Source organism: Peptoniphilus stercorisuis (assembly GCF_017874395.1).
Taxonomy (GTDB): Bacteria; Bacillota; Clostridia; order Tissierellales; family Peptoniphilaceae; genus Anaerosphaera; species Anaerosphaera stercorisuis.
Genome location: NZ_JAGGLJ010000002.1, coordinates 1 through 17,299 on the forward strand (window position 1 = coordinate 1; position 17,299 = coordinate 17,299).

Here is a 17,299-nt window from a genome sequence, read left to right on the forward strand (position 1 = left end):
TATTGGAGAGGTACCGAAGTGGTCATAACGGGGCGGTCTTGAAAACCGTTAGGGTGCAAGCCCACGTGGGTTCGAATCCCACCCTCTCCGCCAAAAATAAATAAACTACCTTAAAAAACCTTGTAGTTTATTTTTTATTGAAAATTTGCGGGTGTAGCTCAGTGGTAGAGCCCCAGCCTTCCAAGCTGGTTGCGAGGGTCCGATTCCCTTCACCCGCTCCATAAAAATCATATGACCCATTAGCTCAGCCGGTAGAGCACCTGACTTTTAATCAGGGTGTCGCGCGTTCGAATCGCGCATGGGTCACCATTTTAATTTATGTTTAATTGAATATTGGAGAGGTACCGAAGTGGTCATAACGGGGCGGTCTTGAAAACCGTTAGGGTGCAAGCCCACGTGGGTTCGAATCCCACCCTCTCCGCCAAAGAAGAAGATGAACAATTTGTTCATCTTTTTTATTGTCTAAAAGTTAGTTAGTATAAGTTATTTTAAGATCTAATCTTTAGTTGTGATTGAATTTTAAGATGATTGTTATGAATAAAACTCTTAGAAGAGGCAGGGTATATGTTTAAAGTTTTTAATTTTAAGGTATAAATTTATGAGATTATTTAAGATATAGATTTTTATTTTAATTTGTATTATAAGTAATTTAAATCTCTTATATAATTTAATTTTAATAATAAGTTTTGTATAATTATTTTTATTAGATTAAGAAGAGTTTTTATTATTAAAAGTTTAGACATATATTAATTAAATGTATAAAAAAATCATTTTAAATGTATGAATTTTGTGGAATTTAATTATAAGTGGGTATAAATTTATATGTAAGCAATTTAAATGTTATTAAATTTAATGATAATATCTGTAATCTGCTAGGTATTTGAAAGAAATTAGATTAATTATTTTAAAAAACTTGACACTTAAATAAAAATAGACTACTATAATGGTATAGTTTATATAAATAAAGAAATCCATTATAGGATATAGAAAGTATTTAATTTAAATAGAACAGTTTAATTTTAATAATGTAGAAATAAGAAATGTATAAAAACGTTTCCGTAAGATATAGGATAATTACTTAAATACATTATTTATAAACATTATTATAATTTTAATATAGCTCTTAGGAGTTAATGTATTTATAAGTAAAAGGGGGCAATTGAATGTTATTTAAAACAACAGAAAAGCATGAAGCACTTCGTAAAGATATTAGAAAATGGGCTGAGGATAATATTAAGCCTATAGCTTTTATGCTAGATCAAAACAATGAATTTCCAGCAGAACAAATCGAAGAGTTTGGAAAACTAGGATACATGGGTTTACCATTTCCAAAGGAATATGGTGGAGCAGGAGAAGATACTTTAAGTTATGCAATCGCTGTAGAAGAACTTTCTAGAGTAGATGGTGGTACTGGAGTTATATTATCTGCTCATGTGTCATTGGGAACATGGCCAATTTTTGCATTTGGTACAGAAGAACAAAAGAAAAAGTACTTAGTTCCTCTAGCAAAAGGTGAAAAAATCGGTGCATTTGGACTTACTGAAGAAAATGCAGGATCAGATGCAGGTGGAACAGAGACAAATGCTGTTTTACAAGGTGACCATTATATTTTAAATGGTTCAAAAATATTTATTACAAATGCTGATAAGGCTGATACTTATGTAGTGTTTGCAGTTACAACTCCAGGTATTGGAACTCATGGAATTTCAGCATTTATTGTTGAAAAGGGATGGGAAGGATTTACTTTTGGAGATCATTATGACAAATTAGGTATTCGTTCTTCATCTACTGCAGAGCTTATATTTAATAATGTTAAGGTTCCAAAGGAAAACTTACTTGGTAAAGAAGGTCAAGGATTTACTATTGCAATGCAAACTCTTGATGGTGGACGTATTGGTATTGCAGCTCAAGCTCTTGGTATTGCTCAAGGTGCTTATGAAGCAGCTGTTGAATATTCAAAGGAAAGAGTTCAATTTGGAAAACCAATAGGATTCCAACAATCAATTTCATTTAAGATAGCAGATATGGCTACTAAGTTAAGAACTGCAAGATATTTAATTTATTCTGCAGCAGAACTTAAAGAACATCATGAACCATATGGTATGGAATCTGCAATGGCAAAACAATATGCTTCTGATATTGCTCTTGAAGTTGTAAATGATGCTCTTCAAATCCATGGTGGATCAGGATATCTAAAGGGAATGGATGTTGAAAGATTCTACAGAGATGCAAAGATCACAACTATTTATGAAGGTACTAATGAAATTCAAAGGGTAGTTATTGCTTCTCATATTTTAGGAAGACCACCTAAGAAAAAAGGTGCAAGAGCAGGTGTTGATGCTCAAAAGAACCAAATTACAGGTGTTCGTAAAAATGTAATTTTTAAAGATGGTTCTGCACAAGAAAAGGTTGATGAACTTGTTGCTGCACTTAAGAAAGATGGATATGACTTTACTGTAGGAATTCCAATAGATACACCTATTGTTGAAGCTGAACGTGTAGTTAGTGCTGGTAAGGGTATTGGCGATAAGAAAAATATGAAACTTGTTGAAGATTTAGCTAAAAATGCTGGAGCTGCAATAGGATGTTCAAGACCAGTTGCTGAAACTCAAAAATACCTTCCTCTAGATCGTTATGTAGGTATGTCAGGACAAAAATTCGGCGGAAACTTATATATTGCATGTGGTATTTCTGGAGCTATCCAACACTTAAAGGGAATTAAAGATGCAACTACTATTGTTGCTATTAATAAAAATGCTAATGCTAAAATATTTAAAAATGCTGATTATGGAATAGTTGGAGATGTATTAGAAATTCTTCCACTATTATCAAAGGCTTTAGAAAGTGGAGAGAAAAAACCAGCTCCACCTATGATAAAAATGAAAAGATCAAAACCAGCTAAATTAGCACCTACAAAAACTTTATATGTATGTAATGGATGTGGATATGAATATGATCCAGTTTATGGTGATGAAGATTCAGATATTTCACCAGGAACAGTATTTTCAAAACTTCCAGATGATTGGATGTGCCCAAGCTGTGGAGAAGAAAAAGACGGATTTACAGAAGTAACATTCCCAGAGTACAGACAATAAGGTTAAAGGAGGACTAATATATGTATAATGTAAGAAAAGTAACTGAAGACCTATATTGGGTTGGAGTTAATGATAAAAGAATAGATTTATTTGAAAATATATTTCCAATTCCTAGAGGAGTTTCTTATAACTCATATCTATTATTGGATGAAAAAACAGTTTTATTTGATACAGTTGACTGGGCATATGCTCGTGAATTAGTTAAAAATGTTGAAACTGTACTTGATGGAAGGGACCTTGATTATATTATTATAAATCATATGGAACCTGACCATGGTGCTTCACTAGAAGCTATGTTAGAGCTTTATCCAAAAGCAAAAATTGTTTCTACAGAAAAATCATTTATGATTATGAGACAATTTGGATTTGATATTGAAGGTCGTGAAATTGAAGTTAAAGAAGGAGACTCAATGAACTTTGGTAAACATACTATTGCCTTTGTTGAAGCTCCAATGATTCATTGGCCTGAAGTTATGGTATCTTTTGATGTAACTAATGGAGTATTATTTGCAGCAGATGCTTTTGGTACTTTCGGATCTCTTGATGGAAAACTTTTCAATGATGAAGTTAATTTTGATAGAGATTGGTTAGATGATGCTAGAAGATATTATACTAATATTGTTGGTAAATATGGACCATTTGTTCAAGCTCTTCTTGCAAAAGCTGCAACTCTTGATATTAAAATGATAGCTCCTCTTCATGGACCAGTTTGGAGAAGTGATCTTGGATATTTCATTGACAAATATGACAAATGGAGTAAATATGAACCTGAAGAAGAAGCTGTAATGATTATTTATGCTTCTATGTATGGTCATACTGAAACAGCTGCTCAAGCTCTTGCAACTAAATTATGTGAAAGAGGAATGACTAATGTAGTTATGTATGATGTTTCAAGAACTGATACTTCATATTTAATTTCAGAAACATTTAGAGTTTCTCATATAGTACTTGCATCTGTAACTTATAATCTTGGAATTTATCCTAAGATGCATAATTATCTAATGGATTTAAAGGCATTAGATATTAGAAATAGAACATTTGCACTTATGGAAAATGGTTCTTGGGCTCCACAAGCAGGAGACAAGATGGAAGAATTCTTAGATACTGAAGTTAAATTAATGGATGTTCTAAATGAAAGACTTCTAGTAACATCAGCAATTAAAGATGTAAATGAGCATGAAATGGATTCAATGGCTGATAGTATTATTGATTCAATGGAAAAAAGAAGAGAATCAATTGAAAAATTCGGTAAATAAAATCTATAAATAATTAAAATATAATTCACTCCTAGGGCGACTTGGGAGTGATTTTTTATTGATAAAGAAAAATATATCATTTATACTATAGTTAATATAATAAAAGGAGGGATTGTATTATGGAGCATAATATATACCTTGACAAGGAGCGTTTAAACGAAGCGAAATCCTTAGTTGAAAGTCTAGGTGAATCTCTTTGACTTACCTACACTAAGGGAAAAGGTCAAGGGATTAAATGAAAAACAAATGGAAGTTGGATTTTGGGATGATGCAGAAGCTGCACAAAAAGTAATTAGAGAACAAAACCACTACCAATCAAAAATTGAAAAATATGAAGAATTAATGAAAAAAATATCAGAAACTGAAGATTTAATTGAACTTATGGAACTTGAGGAAGATTTTACTTTTTATGATGAATTTAAAGAGTCAGTTGAAGATATAGTTAAGAAGGCATCTAATTTTAAATTAGAGACGCTTTTAAACGGAGAATACGACCAAAATGATGCGATAGTATCTATTCATGCTGGAGCAGGTGGAACTGAGGCTCAAGATTGGGCTAGTATGCTTTATAGAATGTACACTAGATATTGTGAGCAAAGAGGATTTAAAGTTGAGACATTAGATCTTTTAAAAGAAGATGAAGCGGGAATAAAATCAGTAACTCTTCAAATTACAGGTGACAATGCCTATGGTTATTTAAAGGGTGAAAAGGGAGTTCATAGACTTGTAAGAATTTCTCCTTTTGATTCTAATAAAAGACGTCATACATCTTTTTCATCAGTAGATGTATATCCAAAACTTGATGATGACAATGAAGTTGAAATAAAAGATGAAGATTTAAAAGTTGACACATATCGTTCATCAGGAGCAGGTGGACAACATGTTAATACAACAGATTCAGCTGTAAGAATTACACATATTCCAACGGGAATAGTAGTTCAATGTCAAAATGAAAGATCACAAATTCAAAATAGAGAACAAGCTATGAATATGTTAAAAGCAAAACTTATAGCACTTGCAGAAGAAGAGAAGAAAGAAAAAATTGAAGACCTTCAAGGTAATTATTCTCAAATTGCTTGGGGTTCTCAAATTCGTTCATATGTATTTCAGCCATATACTATGGTAAAAGACCATAGGACAAATACTGAAATGGGTGATGTAAATAGAGTTATGGACGGAGATTTAGATGATTTTATAAATGCTTATTTACAAATGAAAGCACAAAAATAATGGGTTTTACCCATTATTTTTATATAAAAAATTATCTTAAAGTTTAAATTATATAATAAGGTGGTATTATGAAAAGTTTTATAACATTAATGAGCGCACCATTTTCATTTACAATTTTTAGAATATTGTCTATAGTTTTTATTGGTGTTTGGACTTATAGAGATGCAAAGAATAAAAATAATAATGATTATATTATTTGGACATTAGTGTCTGTTGTAGTTCCTTATTATTTAGGAGTAATTTTATATATTTTAGTTGGACGAAAATCTAGCAAGGTAATTTGTGAAAATTGTCATAATTATACAGATTTAGATAAGCCCTATTGTTCTTACTGTGGAGAGAAAAGAGAAGTAGAAGAAGATCATAAGTTTTATAAAAAAAATAATATTTGGGCAATTTTAAGTGTTATTTCTCTAGGACTTGCTTTTATTATTCCAATAATTTTCTTTGGAAGTAATTTTTTCTTTATGGGAAATCACAATATGATGATACCAAGAATGAATGGTATTGAAGATTATAGAGAATTTAGAAACTTTTATGAAGATGATAAAAGACAAAGTAATTATGAAAGTGGAGAAGTTGAGAAAACGAAAAATAAATTTAATTATAAATTTAGAAAATCCAATGAAAAAATGGTCAATAATGTAGTTTATAATAAAAATGGCAGTGATGCTCAAAGTGTAAATTTAGATTATAAAATAAAAAATGGAAAAGTTATTGGCAAAATATTTATTAAGGGAAATGAAATTAAGGATTTTGAATTTAATGATAAGTCTGGAAATATAAAATTTAACTTAAATGAACTAGCTAAGATATCAGCTTTTGAGAATGAAGAAAATCTTGATATTTCTTTTATATTTTATCTAGAAAATGCAACTGGAGAAATAAATATGAACTCTATTGAGGCAAATATTTATTAATATTTGAAATTATTATAAAGAAATTGTAGATAAAAGTGTAATAATTGTTTACAGTTTCTTTTTTCTATGTTAGAATGTTGAAAGTTTAAGATAAATTAGGGAGGTACTTATGGCAAAGGATGTAATAGTAGCATTAGATTTTGATTCTAAAGAAAAGACTATGGATTTTTTAGATAAATTCAATGAAGAAATATTTGTTAAAGTAGGAATGGAACTTTTTTATAAAGAAGGACCTGAAATCGTTCGAGAACTTAAAAAAAGAGGTCATAAAATTTTTTTAGATTTAAAACTTCACGACATACCAAATACAGTAAAGAATGCAACAAAATCACTTATGAATCTTGAAACAGATATGATAAATTACCATATAGCAGGTGGGGAAGAAATGCTTAGTGAGTCTGTAATTGAAGCTAAGAAAATAAATGAAAACATTATTACTCTTGGAATAACTATGTTAACTTCAACATCAGATGAGATGATGCATGAAAGTATTTTAATTAAGGATGATTTATCTGTTGAAGATACAGTACTTAGTTATGCAAAAACTGGCAAAAAATCTGGACTTTCTGGTGTAGTTTGTTCCGCTCTTGAGGTGCCAGTTATAAAAAAAGAATTAGGAGAAGATTTTATTACAGTAACTCCAGGAATTAGACTTAAAGGATCAAATACAAATGATCAAAAAAGAGTTGTTACACCAAGTGATGCAAGAAGTCTTGGAAGTGACTATATTGTAGTAGGTCGTCCAATTACAAAATCTGATAATCCAGTAGAAAGCTATCATGAAATTAAGAAGATGTTTTTAGGACTATAGGAGGAAAAATGAAAAATATTTCAAAAATACTTTTAGATATTAAAGCTGTTGCACTATCACCAGATGAGCCATTTACTTGGGCTTCAGGAATAAAATCTCCAATATATTGTGATAATAGATTAATACTTTCTTATCCTGAAGAAAGAAAAATTGTAGAAGATTCCCTTACAAATCATATTAAAGAAGAATATGAAGATGTAGAGTATATTATGGGAACAGCAACTGCAGGAATACCACATGCAGCATTAATTGCAGAAAGATTAAATCTTCCAATGGGATTTGTTAGATCTTCAAAAAAAGATCATGGAAAGCAAAATAAAATTGAAGGTAAAATTGTAAAAGGTGCAAAAGTTGTAGTAATAGAAGATTTATTTTCAACAGGTGGATCTTCAATAGATGTTGCAATTGCCCTTGAAGAAGTTGGATTTGAAGTACTTGGAATAGTTTCTATTTTTACTTATAATCTTCCAGAGGCTCATGAAAATTTTAAAAAACATAATTTAAAATACAGCTCCCTTACAAATTATGAAGAACTTACTGAATATGCAAAAGAGATTAATTATATTGATGATAAACAATTAAATAAATTATCTAAATGGAGAGTTAACCCTAATGATTCTTCTTGGATGAGCTTATAAACAATGGTCTAGTTAAACTAGACCTTTTTTTATTATGAAAAAAACTTATAAATAATAATTGACTTTTACTTTGAAGAGTTTTACAATTACATACAACATATAAAAATGCCTATAGTTAGTATAAATTAAAATCTATATAATACATATATTAAAATACTGATTAATATAGCAAATAAATAAATTAAGGGGTTTTGAAAATGGATGAGAGAATAGAAGCACTAGAGCGAGCGTTTAAAAATTTAAAACTTACAAAATTGAAATATAAAGATAATAACTTTGAAATTGAATTTGAAAAAGAAAATGACTTAAAAATAGATGATAAAAAAGGAATAAATCTTGAAGAGGAAATTTTAAAGCTAAATATAGAAGAAGAATTAAAAAAAGCTGGACTTAAAAGAGGACTTGAAAGTTTAGAAAGAGAAAAAGAACTAAAGAAAAATAAAATAGAGCATAAAGATTTAGAAAAAAGTCCTGAAGTTCTTGAAAAAGTAGAAGAGGATATAAAAGAAAATAAATCTTTAAAGGGAAATCTAGTGGAAGTAAAATGCCCTGTAGTTGGAATTTTTTATTCTAAAGAATCTCCTGAAAAAGAGCCTTTTGTAAGTATTGGACAAAGTGTTAAAAAAGATGAAACTATATGCATTATTGAAGCTATGAAGATGTTTACGGAAATCAAATCTCCAGTAGATGGAGTTGTTAAAAGTATAAATTATAGTGATGAGGACTTAGTAGAAGCTGAAAAAGTAATATTTGAAATAGAGGAATAATTATGTTAAAAAAAGTATTAATTGCAAATAGAGGCGAAATTGCCGTAAGAATAATAAGAGCTTGTAAAGAACTTAATATAAAAACTGTTGCAGTTTATTCAACAGAAGATAAGGATTCTCTTCATGTAAAACTTGCAGATGAAGCTATTTGTATAGGAAGTGCTAGAAGTAAGGATAGTTACTTAAATGAAACTAATATATTGTCCTCTGCAATTAATTTAAAATGTGATGGAATACATCCTGGATATGGATTTTTATCTGAGAATTATAAATTTGCAAAAAAAGTAGAAGAAAATGGAATGAAATTTATTGGACCATCTGCAGATATAATTGAGATGATGGGAGATAAGATAAAAGCTAAAGAACTTATGAAAAAAAATAATGTTCCAATAGTTCCAGGTTCAGATGGAGAAGTAGAAGATATAGACTCTGCAAGAGAAATAGTAAATAATATTGGGCTTCCTATTTTAATAAAGGCATCAGGTGGCGGAGGCGGTCGTGGAATGCGACGAGTTTACAAGATTGAGGATTTAGATAAAGAGTTTTCTGAGGCAAAAAAAGAAGCTATAGCAGCTTTTAACAATGGCGAAATGTATATAGAAAAACTAATAGAAAATCCAAAACATGTTGAGGTACAAATTCTTGCAGATGATTATGGAAATGTAATATCTCTTGGTGAAAGAGACTGTTCTATTCAAAGAAAAAACCAAAAATTATTAGAAGAATCTCCTTACAATACATTAAGTGATGAAATAAGAGATCAAATGTATAAATCAGCTATTATAGCAGCAAGATCTTGTAATTATACAAATGCAGGAACAGTTGAATTTGTACTTGATAATGATAAATTTTATTTTATAGAAATGAATACAAGAATTCAAGTTGAACATCCTGTAACAGAGATGGTAACAGGAATAGACCTTGTAAAAGAACAATTAAAAATAGCATCTGAAATTCCACTTAGTATAAAGCAAAGTGATATAAATATAAATACTCATAGTATAGAGTGTAGAATAAATTCAGAAAACCCACTAAAGGGATTTTTACCAGCAGCAGGAAAAGTTGATTTTTTAAACTTACCTGGTGGAAGAAATGTAAGATTTGATACTTACTTATACAATGGATGTAAAATCAGCCCTTATTATGACTCAATGGTTGGAAAACTTATAGTGTCAGACGAGTCAAGAAGTGGAGCTATAATAAAATTGAAAGAAGCTCTTAAAGAATTAAAAATCCTTGGAATAAATACAAATATAGAGCTACAAAATTCAATTATTTCAAATAATGATTTTATAAATGGAGACTATGACACTTCATTTATAGAAAAAAACTTAGACAAGTTATTAGCTGTAGAATAATATAGCTTGTATATTAATATATAAATCTCCTAAAAAAAGACTATCATTTAAGATAGCCTTTTTTGTTTATAAATTATAAAATTCTAAAAATGATTTATAAGTGTAGTAGTGATCATCTACACCACAAAGTTCACAAATAGAGTGCATAGCAAGCATAGGTCCTCCAATATCAACTGATCTAATAGGTAGTTGAGATGAGGAGATAGGTCCAATAGTAGATCCACCTCTTAAGTCTGATCTATTTACAAAAAATTGAACTGGAACCTTTGCACTTTCACAAATTCCCTTATAGATTGCAGAGGAAGTACTATCAGTTGTATAAGCTTGATTTGAAGCAATTTTAATAGCAGGTCCCTTATTAATAATTGGAATATTAGTAATATCATTTTTGTCTCCAAAGTTAGGATGCTTAGCATGAGCCATATCTGCAGAGATTAAAAATGATTTTTCAAGTGCAATTAAAAAGTCTTCTTCATTTAAATCTTGAGCAAGTGCAATTCTATTTAAAACACTTTTAACAAAGGGACTTCCAGCACCTTGCTTAGTACTACTTCCAACTTCTTCATTGTCAAAAGCAATGGCAATATTTGTAGAATCACTATTATGTGAATTTACAAGTGCAGTCATTGAAGCATGAACCATTGCAAGATCATCAAGTTTTCCAGAAGATATAAATTCTTCATTAAGACCTACTAAAGATCCATTTTCAGTAGCATAAAGATAAACTTCAAAATCTAATATATCTTTATAATCAATATCTAAATTATCTGCAAGAAGTTTAATTAAATAATTTTCCTTTTCAAATTCATCATTAATCATAGAAAGTAAAGGTAATGTGTGGACTTGAGCATTATATTCAAAACCACTATTTATTTCACGATTCATATGAATTGCAAGATTTGGAATAATCAAAATAGGTTTTTCAAGATCAACTAGCATTTCCTTAGGTTCTAGAGGATTATTTGATTTAACACTTACTCTACCTGCTATAGATAAAGGTCTATCAAACCAAGTATTTAATATAGCTCCACCATATACTTCTGTATTTAGTTTTAGATAACTATTATACATTGTGATTTCAGGATTTGGTTTAATCCTAAAACAAGGTGAATCTGTATGAGCTGCTACTAATTTAAATCCTGTATCAGAAACATCTTTATTTCCAAAATTAAAAGCAACTAGAGCAGAGTTATTTTTAGTAGTGAAGTATTTTTTTCCTCTTTCTAAATTCCAATTATCTTTTAAATTAATTTCAGTAAATCCATTTGAAAGTAAATATTTTTTTGTAACTTTAACTGCGTGAAAAGCACTTTTACTTTTATCAATAAATTCAATAAGATCAAGTGCAAGTTCTTTTTCCTTTGACATATTGTCCTCCCTTAATAATAATTAATATTTAATAATATTAAATCTATATCTATTATATAATATAAATATTAAAAAAAATTATTAATATAAAATAGGTGATTAAATGAAATTAGATAAAAGTTTTTATTTAAAAGATACAGTAGAAATTTCAAAAAGTTTACTTGGAAAAATATTAGTTAGAAAAACTAAAGATAAAACTTATAAAGCAAGAATAGTAGAAACAGAAAGCTATCTTGGAGTAGAAGATAAAGCTGCCCATACCTATAAGGGAAAAAGAACAAAAAGAACTGAAACTATGTTTTTAGAAGGAGGATATTGTTATGTGTATTTTACCTATGGAATGTATAATCTATTAAATATAGTAACAGAAGAAAAAGACAATCCAAGAGCTGTTTTAATAAGAGCAGTAGAGCCAATATCTAATATTGATGATTTTTCTATATCAAGATATAATTTAGAATATAATAAATTAAATTCCTATAAGAAAAAAAACTTAACTAATGGTCCAGGAAAGCTTACAATGGCTATGGAAATAGATAGAAATCTTGATAAGATAAGTATTTTAGAAGATGAAATATATATAGAAGATGATAACTTTAAAGATTTTAAAATAGTTGAGGCAAAAAGAGTGGGAATAGATTATGCAGAAGAATGGAAGGATAAATTGCTTAGATTTTATATAGAGGGAAATAAATATGTATCAGTTAAATAATATAATAATTTACTTTTTAATAGGGATGAATATATTGTCTTTTATACTTTTTTTTGTAGATAAAAGACTTGCAATCAATCATAAATACAGAATAAGTGAACATACACTTTTAATGTCTTGTGCCCTAGGATGATCAATAGGTGCAATACTTGCTATGAATGTATTTCATCACAAAACAAGAAAGATAAAATTTAAAATATTACCAATTCTATTTTTAATAGCACAAATATATTTAGTATATAGATATTTATTAAAAATATAAAATATTGAGCCTTAGGGCTCTTTTTTTATGTAAAAATTTAAGAAATTACTAAGATTATTAAAAATATATAAATATTTTTATGTAATTATTGACAAAAAAATGAATAAAACCTATAATTAGTTCAAAACTAATACATAAAGAATTTTATATAAATTTATTTATGTAATTTTAAATGGAGGTAATTATGATTTTTAATAAAGTAAAAGAAATAATTGTAGAAAATTTAGGTTGTGATGAAGAGGAAGTAAAAATAGATAGCTCTTTAATAGATGATTTAGGAGCTGACTCTTTAGATATTGTTGAGATGTCTATGTCCTTTGAAGATGAATTTAATGTAAAGATAAAAGATGAAGATTTTGAAAAAATAAAAACTGTAAAAGATATTGTTGATTATATAGAGAAGAACAATGGATGAGAAACTAATTTTTTTAAGGGATACATTTAAGGACTTAAAACTTTCTAATTTGAAATATAGGGATTTGAATTTTGAATTAGAATTAAGTTCTGAAATTATTGAAAAGAAAAATATTAAGTCTTTTGACGAGAATTCTATATCTAAAAGTAGTGATATTTCTAAAGATATAGAGGAGATTTTAGACAAAAAAGATTATTTAAAAATAAAGGCCCCTTTAGTTGGGCTTTTTTATTCTAAGCCTGATCCTAAAGAAGACTCTTTTGTTCACATAGGTAAAGAAGTGAAAAAAGGTGATGTTCTATGTATTTTAGAGGCTATGAAAATGTTTAATGAGGTAAAATCTCCAGTAAATGGAATTGTTAAAAGTATTAATTTTAAAGATGAGGATTTAGTTTCTGTAGATGATGTACTTTTTGAAATAGAGGAATAAAATGTTAAAAAAAGTTTTAATAGCAAATCGAGGAGAAATTGCAGTTAGAATTATTAGAGCTTGTAAGGAGTTAAATATAAAAACTGTTGCAGTTTTTTCAACTGAGGATAGAGATGCTCTTCATGTAAAACTTGCAGATGAGTCAATTTGTATAGGAAGTGCAAAAAGTAGCGAAAGTTATTTGAATATTAATAATATTTTAACTGCTGCAGTTAATTTAAAATGTGATGGAATACATCCTGGATATGGATTTTTATCTGAAAATTATAAATTTGCAGAAGAAGTTGAAAAGCTAAATATAAAATTTATTGGACCTTCTTCTAAGGTTATTAAAACTATGGGAGATAAGATTAAGGCAAAAGAACTTATGGAAAAAAATAATATTCCAATAGTTCCAGGTTCAAAGGGTGTTGTATCTAATGTAAATGAAGCAAAAAAAATTGCACAATCAATTGGTTTTCCAATTTTAATTAAAGCATCTGGTGGTGGTGGCGGACGTGGAATGAGAAGAGTTTATAATATTAAAAATATTGAATATGAGTTTAAAGAGGCTAGAAAAGAAGCTATTTCAGCTTTTAATAATGGAGATATGTATATAGAAAAATTAATTGAAAATCCAAAGCATGTGGAGATTCAAATTCTAGCTGATTCTTTTGGAAATATTATTTCTCTTGGAGAAAGAGATTGTTCTATTCAAAGAAAAAATCAAAAAATGATAGAGGAAAGCCCCTGTCCATCAATAGATGAAAGTTTAAGAGAAAAAATGTCTAAGTATGCTGTTTTAGCAGCGAAAGCTTGTAATTATGAAAATGCAGGAACTATTGAATTTGTACTTGATAAGGATAAATTTTATTTTATTGAAATGAATACAAGGCTTCAAGTTGAACACCCTGTAACAGAGATGGTAAGTGGAGTTGATATAGTAAAGGAACAGCTTAAAATAGCATCTAAAATACCACTTAGTATAAAGGATAATATAAAAATAAATACTCATAGTATTGAATGTAGAATTAATGCAGAAAATCCTTTTAAAAATTTTATGCCAGAGGCAGGAAAAGTTGATTTTTTAAATATTCCAGGTGGAAAAGATATTAGATTTGACACTTATTTGTATTCAGGATCAAGTATTAGTCCCTATTATGATTCTATGATTGGAAAATTAATAGTATGTGATAAGACAAGAGTTGGTGCTATAAAAAAACTAAGATCTGCAATAGAGGAGCTAGTAGTAGATGGTGTTATGACAAATTCTCTTTTGCAGTATTCAATACTTTTTAATGAGGAATTTATAAAGGGAAATTATAATACATCTTTTATTGAAAAAAACTTAGATGCTCTTTTATTATCTTTAGATTTAGATGTAGGTGATTAGTTGGATTATTTTGAAAAAAAGGGAATTCTAAAAAAAGTTAAAAGATATTGGCAAAGTAAAAAGAAAAAAAGGGAAGAAAAGATATTTATAAATTGTCCTAAATGTAAAAAATTAACTTTGAAAAAAGAATTAGAAGAAAATTTATATATTTGTCCAGAGTGTAATAATTATTTAAATATGCCAAGTATTTTTAGATTAAATAGTATTTTTGATTCTTATGAAATTATAAACTCTGATTTTAAAAATAGAGATCCATTGAATTTTCCAGATTATGGAGAAAAACTTGAAAGGGAAAGAGAAAAAACTGGATTAGATGAGGCAATTATTGTGGCAAAGGGAATGATTGATGATTTTGAAACCTATGTATTTATATTAGACAGTTCCTTTTTAATGGGAAGTTTAAGTACATATGTGGGATATAGAATAGTTGATTGTTTTAATAGGGCAAATAGAGATTCTCTTCCTGTAATATCTTTTAGTGCAAGTGGTGGAGCTAGAATGCAGGAGGGGATATTTTCTTTAATGCAAATGGCAAATACTACTTTTGCTTTAAGAGAACATTCAAATAATAAAAATTTATATCTATCTATTATGACTAATCCAACTACTGGAGGAGTTAGTGCAAGTTTTGCAAGTCTTGGAGATATTATAATTTCAGAACCTGGTGCAATGATTGGTTTTACTGGTCCAAGAGTAATAGAACAAACTTTAAATAGAAAATTGCCTGAGGATTTTCAAAGGGCAGAGTTTTTATTAGAAAAGGGATTTTTAGATGACATAGTAGAAAGAAGGGATTTGAAAAACTATATCTCTAAAATTTTAGAATACCATCAAGGGTGATTAGATGATTGAAAATATATTAAAAGATTTAATAAGAGAAGAAAAACTTTATAAGAAAGACAATAGAGATTTTAAGATCTATAAAGAAAATAAATTAAAAAATGAAAAGAAAAATTTAACTATGAGAGATAGAGTTTATTTATCTAGATATGAAAATAGACCAAAGGCAAGAGATTTTATAAAAAATATTATAAAAGGACCAATTTATTTTCATGGAGATAGATATTATTCTGATGATAAGGCTGTAATAGGTGGAATAGGAAAAATAAATAATACTGTTGTAACTTTTATTGGAATTGATAAGGGAAAAGATTTAGAAGATTCTATTTTAAAAAACTTTGGAATGGCTCATCCAGAGGGATATAGAAAGGCAGTAAGACTAATGAAAGAAGCTGAGAAGTTCAATAGGCCCATAATAACTTTTATAGATACACCTGGAGCTTATCCTGGAATAGGTGCTGAAGAAAGAGGGCAGTCTTCTGCTATTGCAAATTCAATTTATGAAATGACTTATTTAAAAGTTCCAATTATTTCTGTAATAACTGGAGAGGGATGCAGTGGTGGAGCTATTGGACTATGTGTAAGTGATTATTTAATAATGATGGAAAATGCAACTTATTCAGTTTTATCTCCTGAGGGATTTGCATCAATACTTTGGAAAGATTCTAAAAAATCTAGTGAGGCTATTGAAATTATGAAAATTTCTGCAAAGGATTTATATGATTATGATATTTGTGATGAAATAATTGAAGAGGATTTGGCACTAAATATTTATGATTTTAAGGAGAATTTTACTAGATTAAAAAATTCACTTTTAGAAAGTATAAATAGACTTAAAAACACAGAAGAAGAGTTATTACTTAGAAATAGACGAGAGAAATTTATGAGGTATTAAATGGGACTTAGTATTTTAAAATCTGGGAAGTATCTTCCTGATAATGAAGTTACAAATGATTATTTTGAAAAATATTTAGATACAAGTGATATATGGATAAGAAAAAGAACTGGAATAGAATCAAGAAGGATTTCAAAAAATTTAGATGTAAAATCTCTTTCAATACTTGCAGTTAAAAATTTAGAACTTTCAAAGGAAGATATAGAAAAAATAAAATTAGTAATAGTTACAAGTTTATCGGAAGATTATTTAATGCCTTCTATTTCATCTTTTATAGTTGGAGAATTTAATATTAATAATAAGGCTATGTCTTTTGATATGAATATTGCCTGTACAGGATTTGTATCTGCAACGGTCTTAGCTGAAAAGTATTTAAATAATGAAGAATATGCACTAATAGTAAGTGCTGAAGTATTAAGTAAATATACAGATTTTAATAATAGAGAAAATGCGATTTTATTTGGAGACGGCGCAGGGGCTGTTTTATATGAGAAAAATAATGAAGAATTTTTTTATGACAATGGAAGTATATTTAGTAAAGATCTTCATTTAGTTGGAAAATCCATTGAAAGAGAAAGTAGCTTTATAGAGATGAATGGGAAAAATATATATAGATTTACAATGGAATATGTACCAAAGAGTATTGAGAAAACTATTGAAAAATCAGGTATAGATATTTCTAACATAGATTATTTTATACTTCATCAGGCAAATATTAGAATAATTGAAGGTATTGCAAAAAGAGTTGGTGGAATAGAAAAATACTATTCTAATTTAAAATATTATGGAAATACTTCTTCTGCAACTATACCAATTTGTATAAGTGAAATCTTTGAAAAAAATATGTTCAAAAAAAATCAAAAAGTGCTTTTATCAGGATTTGGTGGTGGGCTTTCTTATTGTACTTGTATTGTAAATATTGGAGGATGA

At 28.5% G+C, this 17,299-nt stretch carries 16 protein-coding genes, 4 tRNA genes and 1 pseudogene; 20 read left to right on the forward strand and 1 reads right to left on the reverse strand.

The window, feature by feature from the left end; all coding sequences use genetic code 11:
- Nucleotides 1-4: 4 nt before the first annotated feature.
- From J2Z71_RS00880 to accC (J2Z71_RS00935), 12 genes are all read left to right on the forward strand, one after another.
- Nucleotides 5-93, forward strand: a tRNA-Ser gene (locus J2Z71_RS00880).
- 54 nt (nucleotides 94-147) lie between these two features.
- A tRNA-Gly gene (locus J2Z71_RS00885) sits at nucleotides 148-221 on the forward strand.
- 12 nt (nucleotides 222-233) lie between these two features.
- Nucleotides 234-309 (forward strand) — tRNA-Lys (locus J2Z71_RS00890).
- Nucleotides 310-335: 26 nt separating this feature from the next.
- Nucleotides 336-424 (forward strand) — tRNA-Ser (locus tag J2Z71_RS00895).
- A gap of 739 nt (nucleotides 425-1,163) precedes the next feature.
- Nucleotides 1,164-3,095, forward strand: coding sequence for an acyl-CoA dehydrogenase family protein (locus tag J2Z71_RS00900; protein WP_210059969.1), 1,932 nt, complete (start codon nucleotides 1,164-1,166; stop codon nucleotides 3,093-3,095).
- 20 nt (nucleotides 3,096-3,115) lie between these two features.
- Nucleotides 3,116-4,351: an FprA family A-type flavoprotein gene (locus J2Z71_RS00905; protein ID WP_210059970.1), complete on the forward strand. Its 1,236-nt coding sequence runs from the start codon at nucleotides 3,116-3,118 to the stop codon at nucleotides 4,349-4,351.
- Between the two features lie 119 nt (nucleotides 4,352-4,470).
- Nucleotides 4,471-5,581 (forward strand): peptide chain release factor 2 gene (gene prfB / locus J2Z71_RS00910; RefSeq protein WP_210059971.1). Its coding sequence is split into 2 segments (ribosomal slippage): nucleotides 4,471-4,548 and nucleotides 4,550-5,581, totalling 1,110 coding nucleotides; the frame shifts between segments, so codons are not numbered across the junction.
- 68 nt (nucleotides 5,582-5,649) lie between these two features.
- Nucleotides 5,650-6,501: a PLDc_N domain-containing protein gene (locus J2Z71_RS00915; protein WP_210059972.1), complete on the forward strand. Its 852-nt coding sequence runs from the start codon at nucleotides 5,650-5,652 to the stop codon at nucleotides 6,499-6,501.
- Nucleotides 6,502-6,610: 109 nt separating this feature from the next.
- Nucleotides 6,611-7,312 (forward strand): orotidine-5'-phosphate decarboxylase, encoded by a 702-nt coding sequence (gene pyrF, locus J2Z71_RS00920; RefSeq protein ID WP_210059973.1) that lies wholly within the window; start codon nucleotides 6,611-6,613, stop codon nucleotides 7,310-7,312.
- An 8-nt stretch (nucleotides 7,313-7,320) separates the two neighbouring features.
- Nucleotides 7,321-7,950, forward strand: a complete 630-nt coding sequence (gene pyrE, locus J2Z71_RS00925; protein WP_210059974.1) for an orotate phosphoribosyltransferase — start codon at nucleotides 7,321-7,323, stop codon at nucleotides 7,948-7,950.
- 197 nt (nucleotides 7,951-8,147) lie between these two features.
- A complete protein-coding gene (locus J2Z71_RS00930) occupies nucleotides 8,148-8,717 on the forward strand; it encodes an acetyl-CoA carboxylase biotin carboxyl carrier protein (RefSeq protein ID WP_210059975.1) in 570 nt (189 codons plus the stop codon).
- Between the two features lie 2 nt (nucleotides 8,718-8,719).
- Nucleotides 8,720-10,075 (forward strand): acetyl-CoA carboxylase biotin carboxylase subunit, encoded by a 1,356-nt coding sequence (accC, locus tag J2Z71_RS00935; protein ID WP_210059976.1) that lies wholly within the window; start codon nucleotides 8,720-8,722, stop codon nucleotides 10,073-10,075.
- A 66-nt stretch (nucleotides 10,076-10,141) separates the two neighbouring features.
- On the opposite strand, the gene J2Z71_RS00940 is transcribed toward accC (J2Z71_RS00935), so the two are convergent.
- The gene (locus J2Z71_RS00940; RefSeq protein WP_210059977.1) at nucleotides 10,142-11,443 is read right to left on the reverse strand and encodes a M18 family aminopeptidase; all 1,302 of its coding nucleotides are present in this window, start codon (nucleotides 11,441-11,443) and stop codon (nucleotides 10,142-10,144) included.
- A gap of 103 nt (nucleotides 11,444-11,546) precedes the next feature.
- Between J2Z71_RS00940 and J2Z71_RS00945 the strand changes: the two genes are divergently transcribed.
- From J2Z71_RS00945 to J2Z71_RS00985, 8 genes and pseudogenes are all read left to right on the forward strand, one after another.
- Entirely contained in the window at nucleotides 11,547-12,155 is a 609-nt protein-coding gene (locus J2Z71_RS00945; RefSeq protein ID WP_210059978.1) for a DNA-3-methyladenine glycosylase, read from the forward strand.
- A 25-nt stretch (nucleotides 12,156-12,180) separates the two neighbouring features.
- A pseudogene (locus J2Z71_RS09070) lies at nucleotides 12,181-12,417 on the forward strand (DUF1294 domain-containing protein).
- A 184-nt stretch (nucleotides 12,418-12,601) separates the two neighbouring features.
- The gene (locus J2Z71_RS00960; RefSeq protein ID WP_210059981.1) at nucleotides 12,602-12,832 is read left to right on the forward strand and encodes an acyl carrier protein; all 231 of its coding nucleotides are present in this window, start codon (nucleotides 12,602-12,604) and stop codon (nucleotides 12,830-12,832) included.
- Nucleotides 12,825-13,262, forward strand: a complete 438-nt coding sequence (locus tag J2Z71_RS00965; protein ID WP_210059982.1) for an acetyl-CoA carboxylase biotin carboxyl carrier protein — start codon at nucleotides 12,825-12,827, stop codon at nucleotides 13,260-13,262. Before J2Z71_RS00960 ends, J2Z71_RS00965 begins: the two co-directional genes overlap by 8 nt.
- A 1-nt stretch (nucleotide 13,263) precedes the next feature.
- Nucleotides 13,264-14,634, forward strand: a complete 1,371-nt coding sequence (accC, locus tag J2Z71_RS00970; protein WP_210059983.1) for an acetyl-CoA carboxylase biotin carboxylase subunit — start codon at nucleotides 13,264-13,266, stop codon at nucleotides 14,632-14,634.
- Complete coding sequence (gene accD / locus J2Z71_RS00975) at nucleotides 14,635-15,474, forward strand: acetyl-CoA carboxylase, carboxyltransferase subunit beta (RefSeq protein ID WP_210059984.1); 840 nt, start codon at nucleotides 14,635-14,637, stop codon at nucleotides 15,472-15,474. It begins immediately after the preceding gene.
- 4 nt (nucleotides 15,475-15,478) lie between these two features.
- Nucleotides 15,479-16,369: an acetyl-CoA carboxylase carboxyltransferase subunit alpha gene (locus J2Z71_RS00980; protein WP_210059985.1), complete on the forward strand. Its 891-nt coding sequence runs from the start codon at nucleotides 15,479-15,481 to the stop codon at nucleotides 16,367-16,369.
- A complete protein-coding gene (locus J2Z71_RS00985; protein WP_210059986.1) occupies nucleotides 16,370-17,299 on the forward strand; it encodes a ketoacyl-ACP synthase III in 930 nt (309 codons plus the stop codon).

Coding starts and splice junctions, on each gene's coding strand:
- J2Z71_RS00905 (WP_210059970.1), top strand. CDS start 3,116: ATGTATAATGTAAGAAAAGTAACTGAAGACCTATATTGGGTTGGAGTT.
- J2Z71_RS00940 (WP_210059977.1), bottom strand. CDS start 11,443: ATGTCAAAGGAAAAAGAACTTGCACTTGATCTTATTGAATTTATTGAT.
- J2Z71_RS00960 (WP_210059981.1), top strand. CDS start 12,602: ATGATTTTTAATAAAGTAAAAGAAATAATTGTAGAAAATTTAGGTTGT.
- pyrF (WP_210059973.1), top strand. CDS start 6,611: ATGGCAAAGGATGTAATAGTAGCATTAGATTTTGATTCTAAAGAAAAG.
- pyrE (WP_210059974.1), top strand. CDS start 7,321: ATGAAAAATATTTCAAAAATACTTTTAGATATTAAAGCTGTTGCACTA.
- J2Z71_RS00915 (WP_210059972.1), top strand. CDS start 5,650: ATGAAAAGTTTTATAACATTAATGAGCGCACCATTTTCATTTACAATT.
- accC (WP_210059983.1), top strand. CDS start 13,264: ATGTTAAAAAAAGTTTTAATAGCAAATCGAGGAGAAATTGCAGTTAGA.
- J2Z71_RS00985 (WP_210059986.1), top strand. CDS start 16,370: ATGGGACTTAGTATTTTAAAATCTGGGAAGTATCTTCCTGATAATGAA.
- J2Z71_RS00930 (WP_210059975.1), top strand. CDS start 8,148: ATGGATGAGAGAATAGAAGCACTAGAGCGAGCGTTTAAAAATTTAAAA.
- J2Z71_RS00900 (WP_210059969.1), top strand. CDS start 1,164: ATGTTATTTAAAACAACAGAAAAGCATGAAGCACTTCGTAAAGATATT.
- accC (WP_210059976.1), top strand. CDS start 8,720: ATGTTAAAAAAAGTATTAATTGCAAATAGAGGCGAAATTGCCGTAAGA.
- J2Z71_RS00965 (WP_210059982.1), top strand. CDS start 12,825: ATGGATGAGAAACTAATTTTTTTAAGGGATACATTTAAGGACTTAAAA.
- J2Z71_RS00980 (WP_210059985.1), top strand. CDS start 15,479: ATGATTGAAAATATATTAAAAGATTTAATAAGAGAAGAAAAACTTTAT.
- J2Z71_RS00945 (WP_210059978.1), top strand. CDS start 11,547: ATGAAATTAGATAAAAGTTTTTATTTAAAAGATACAGTAGAAATTTCA.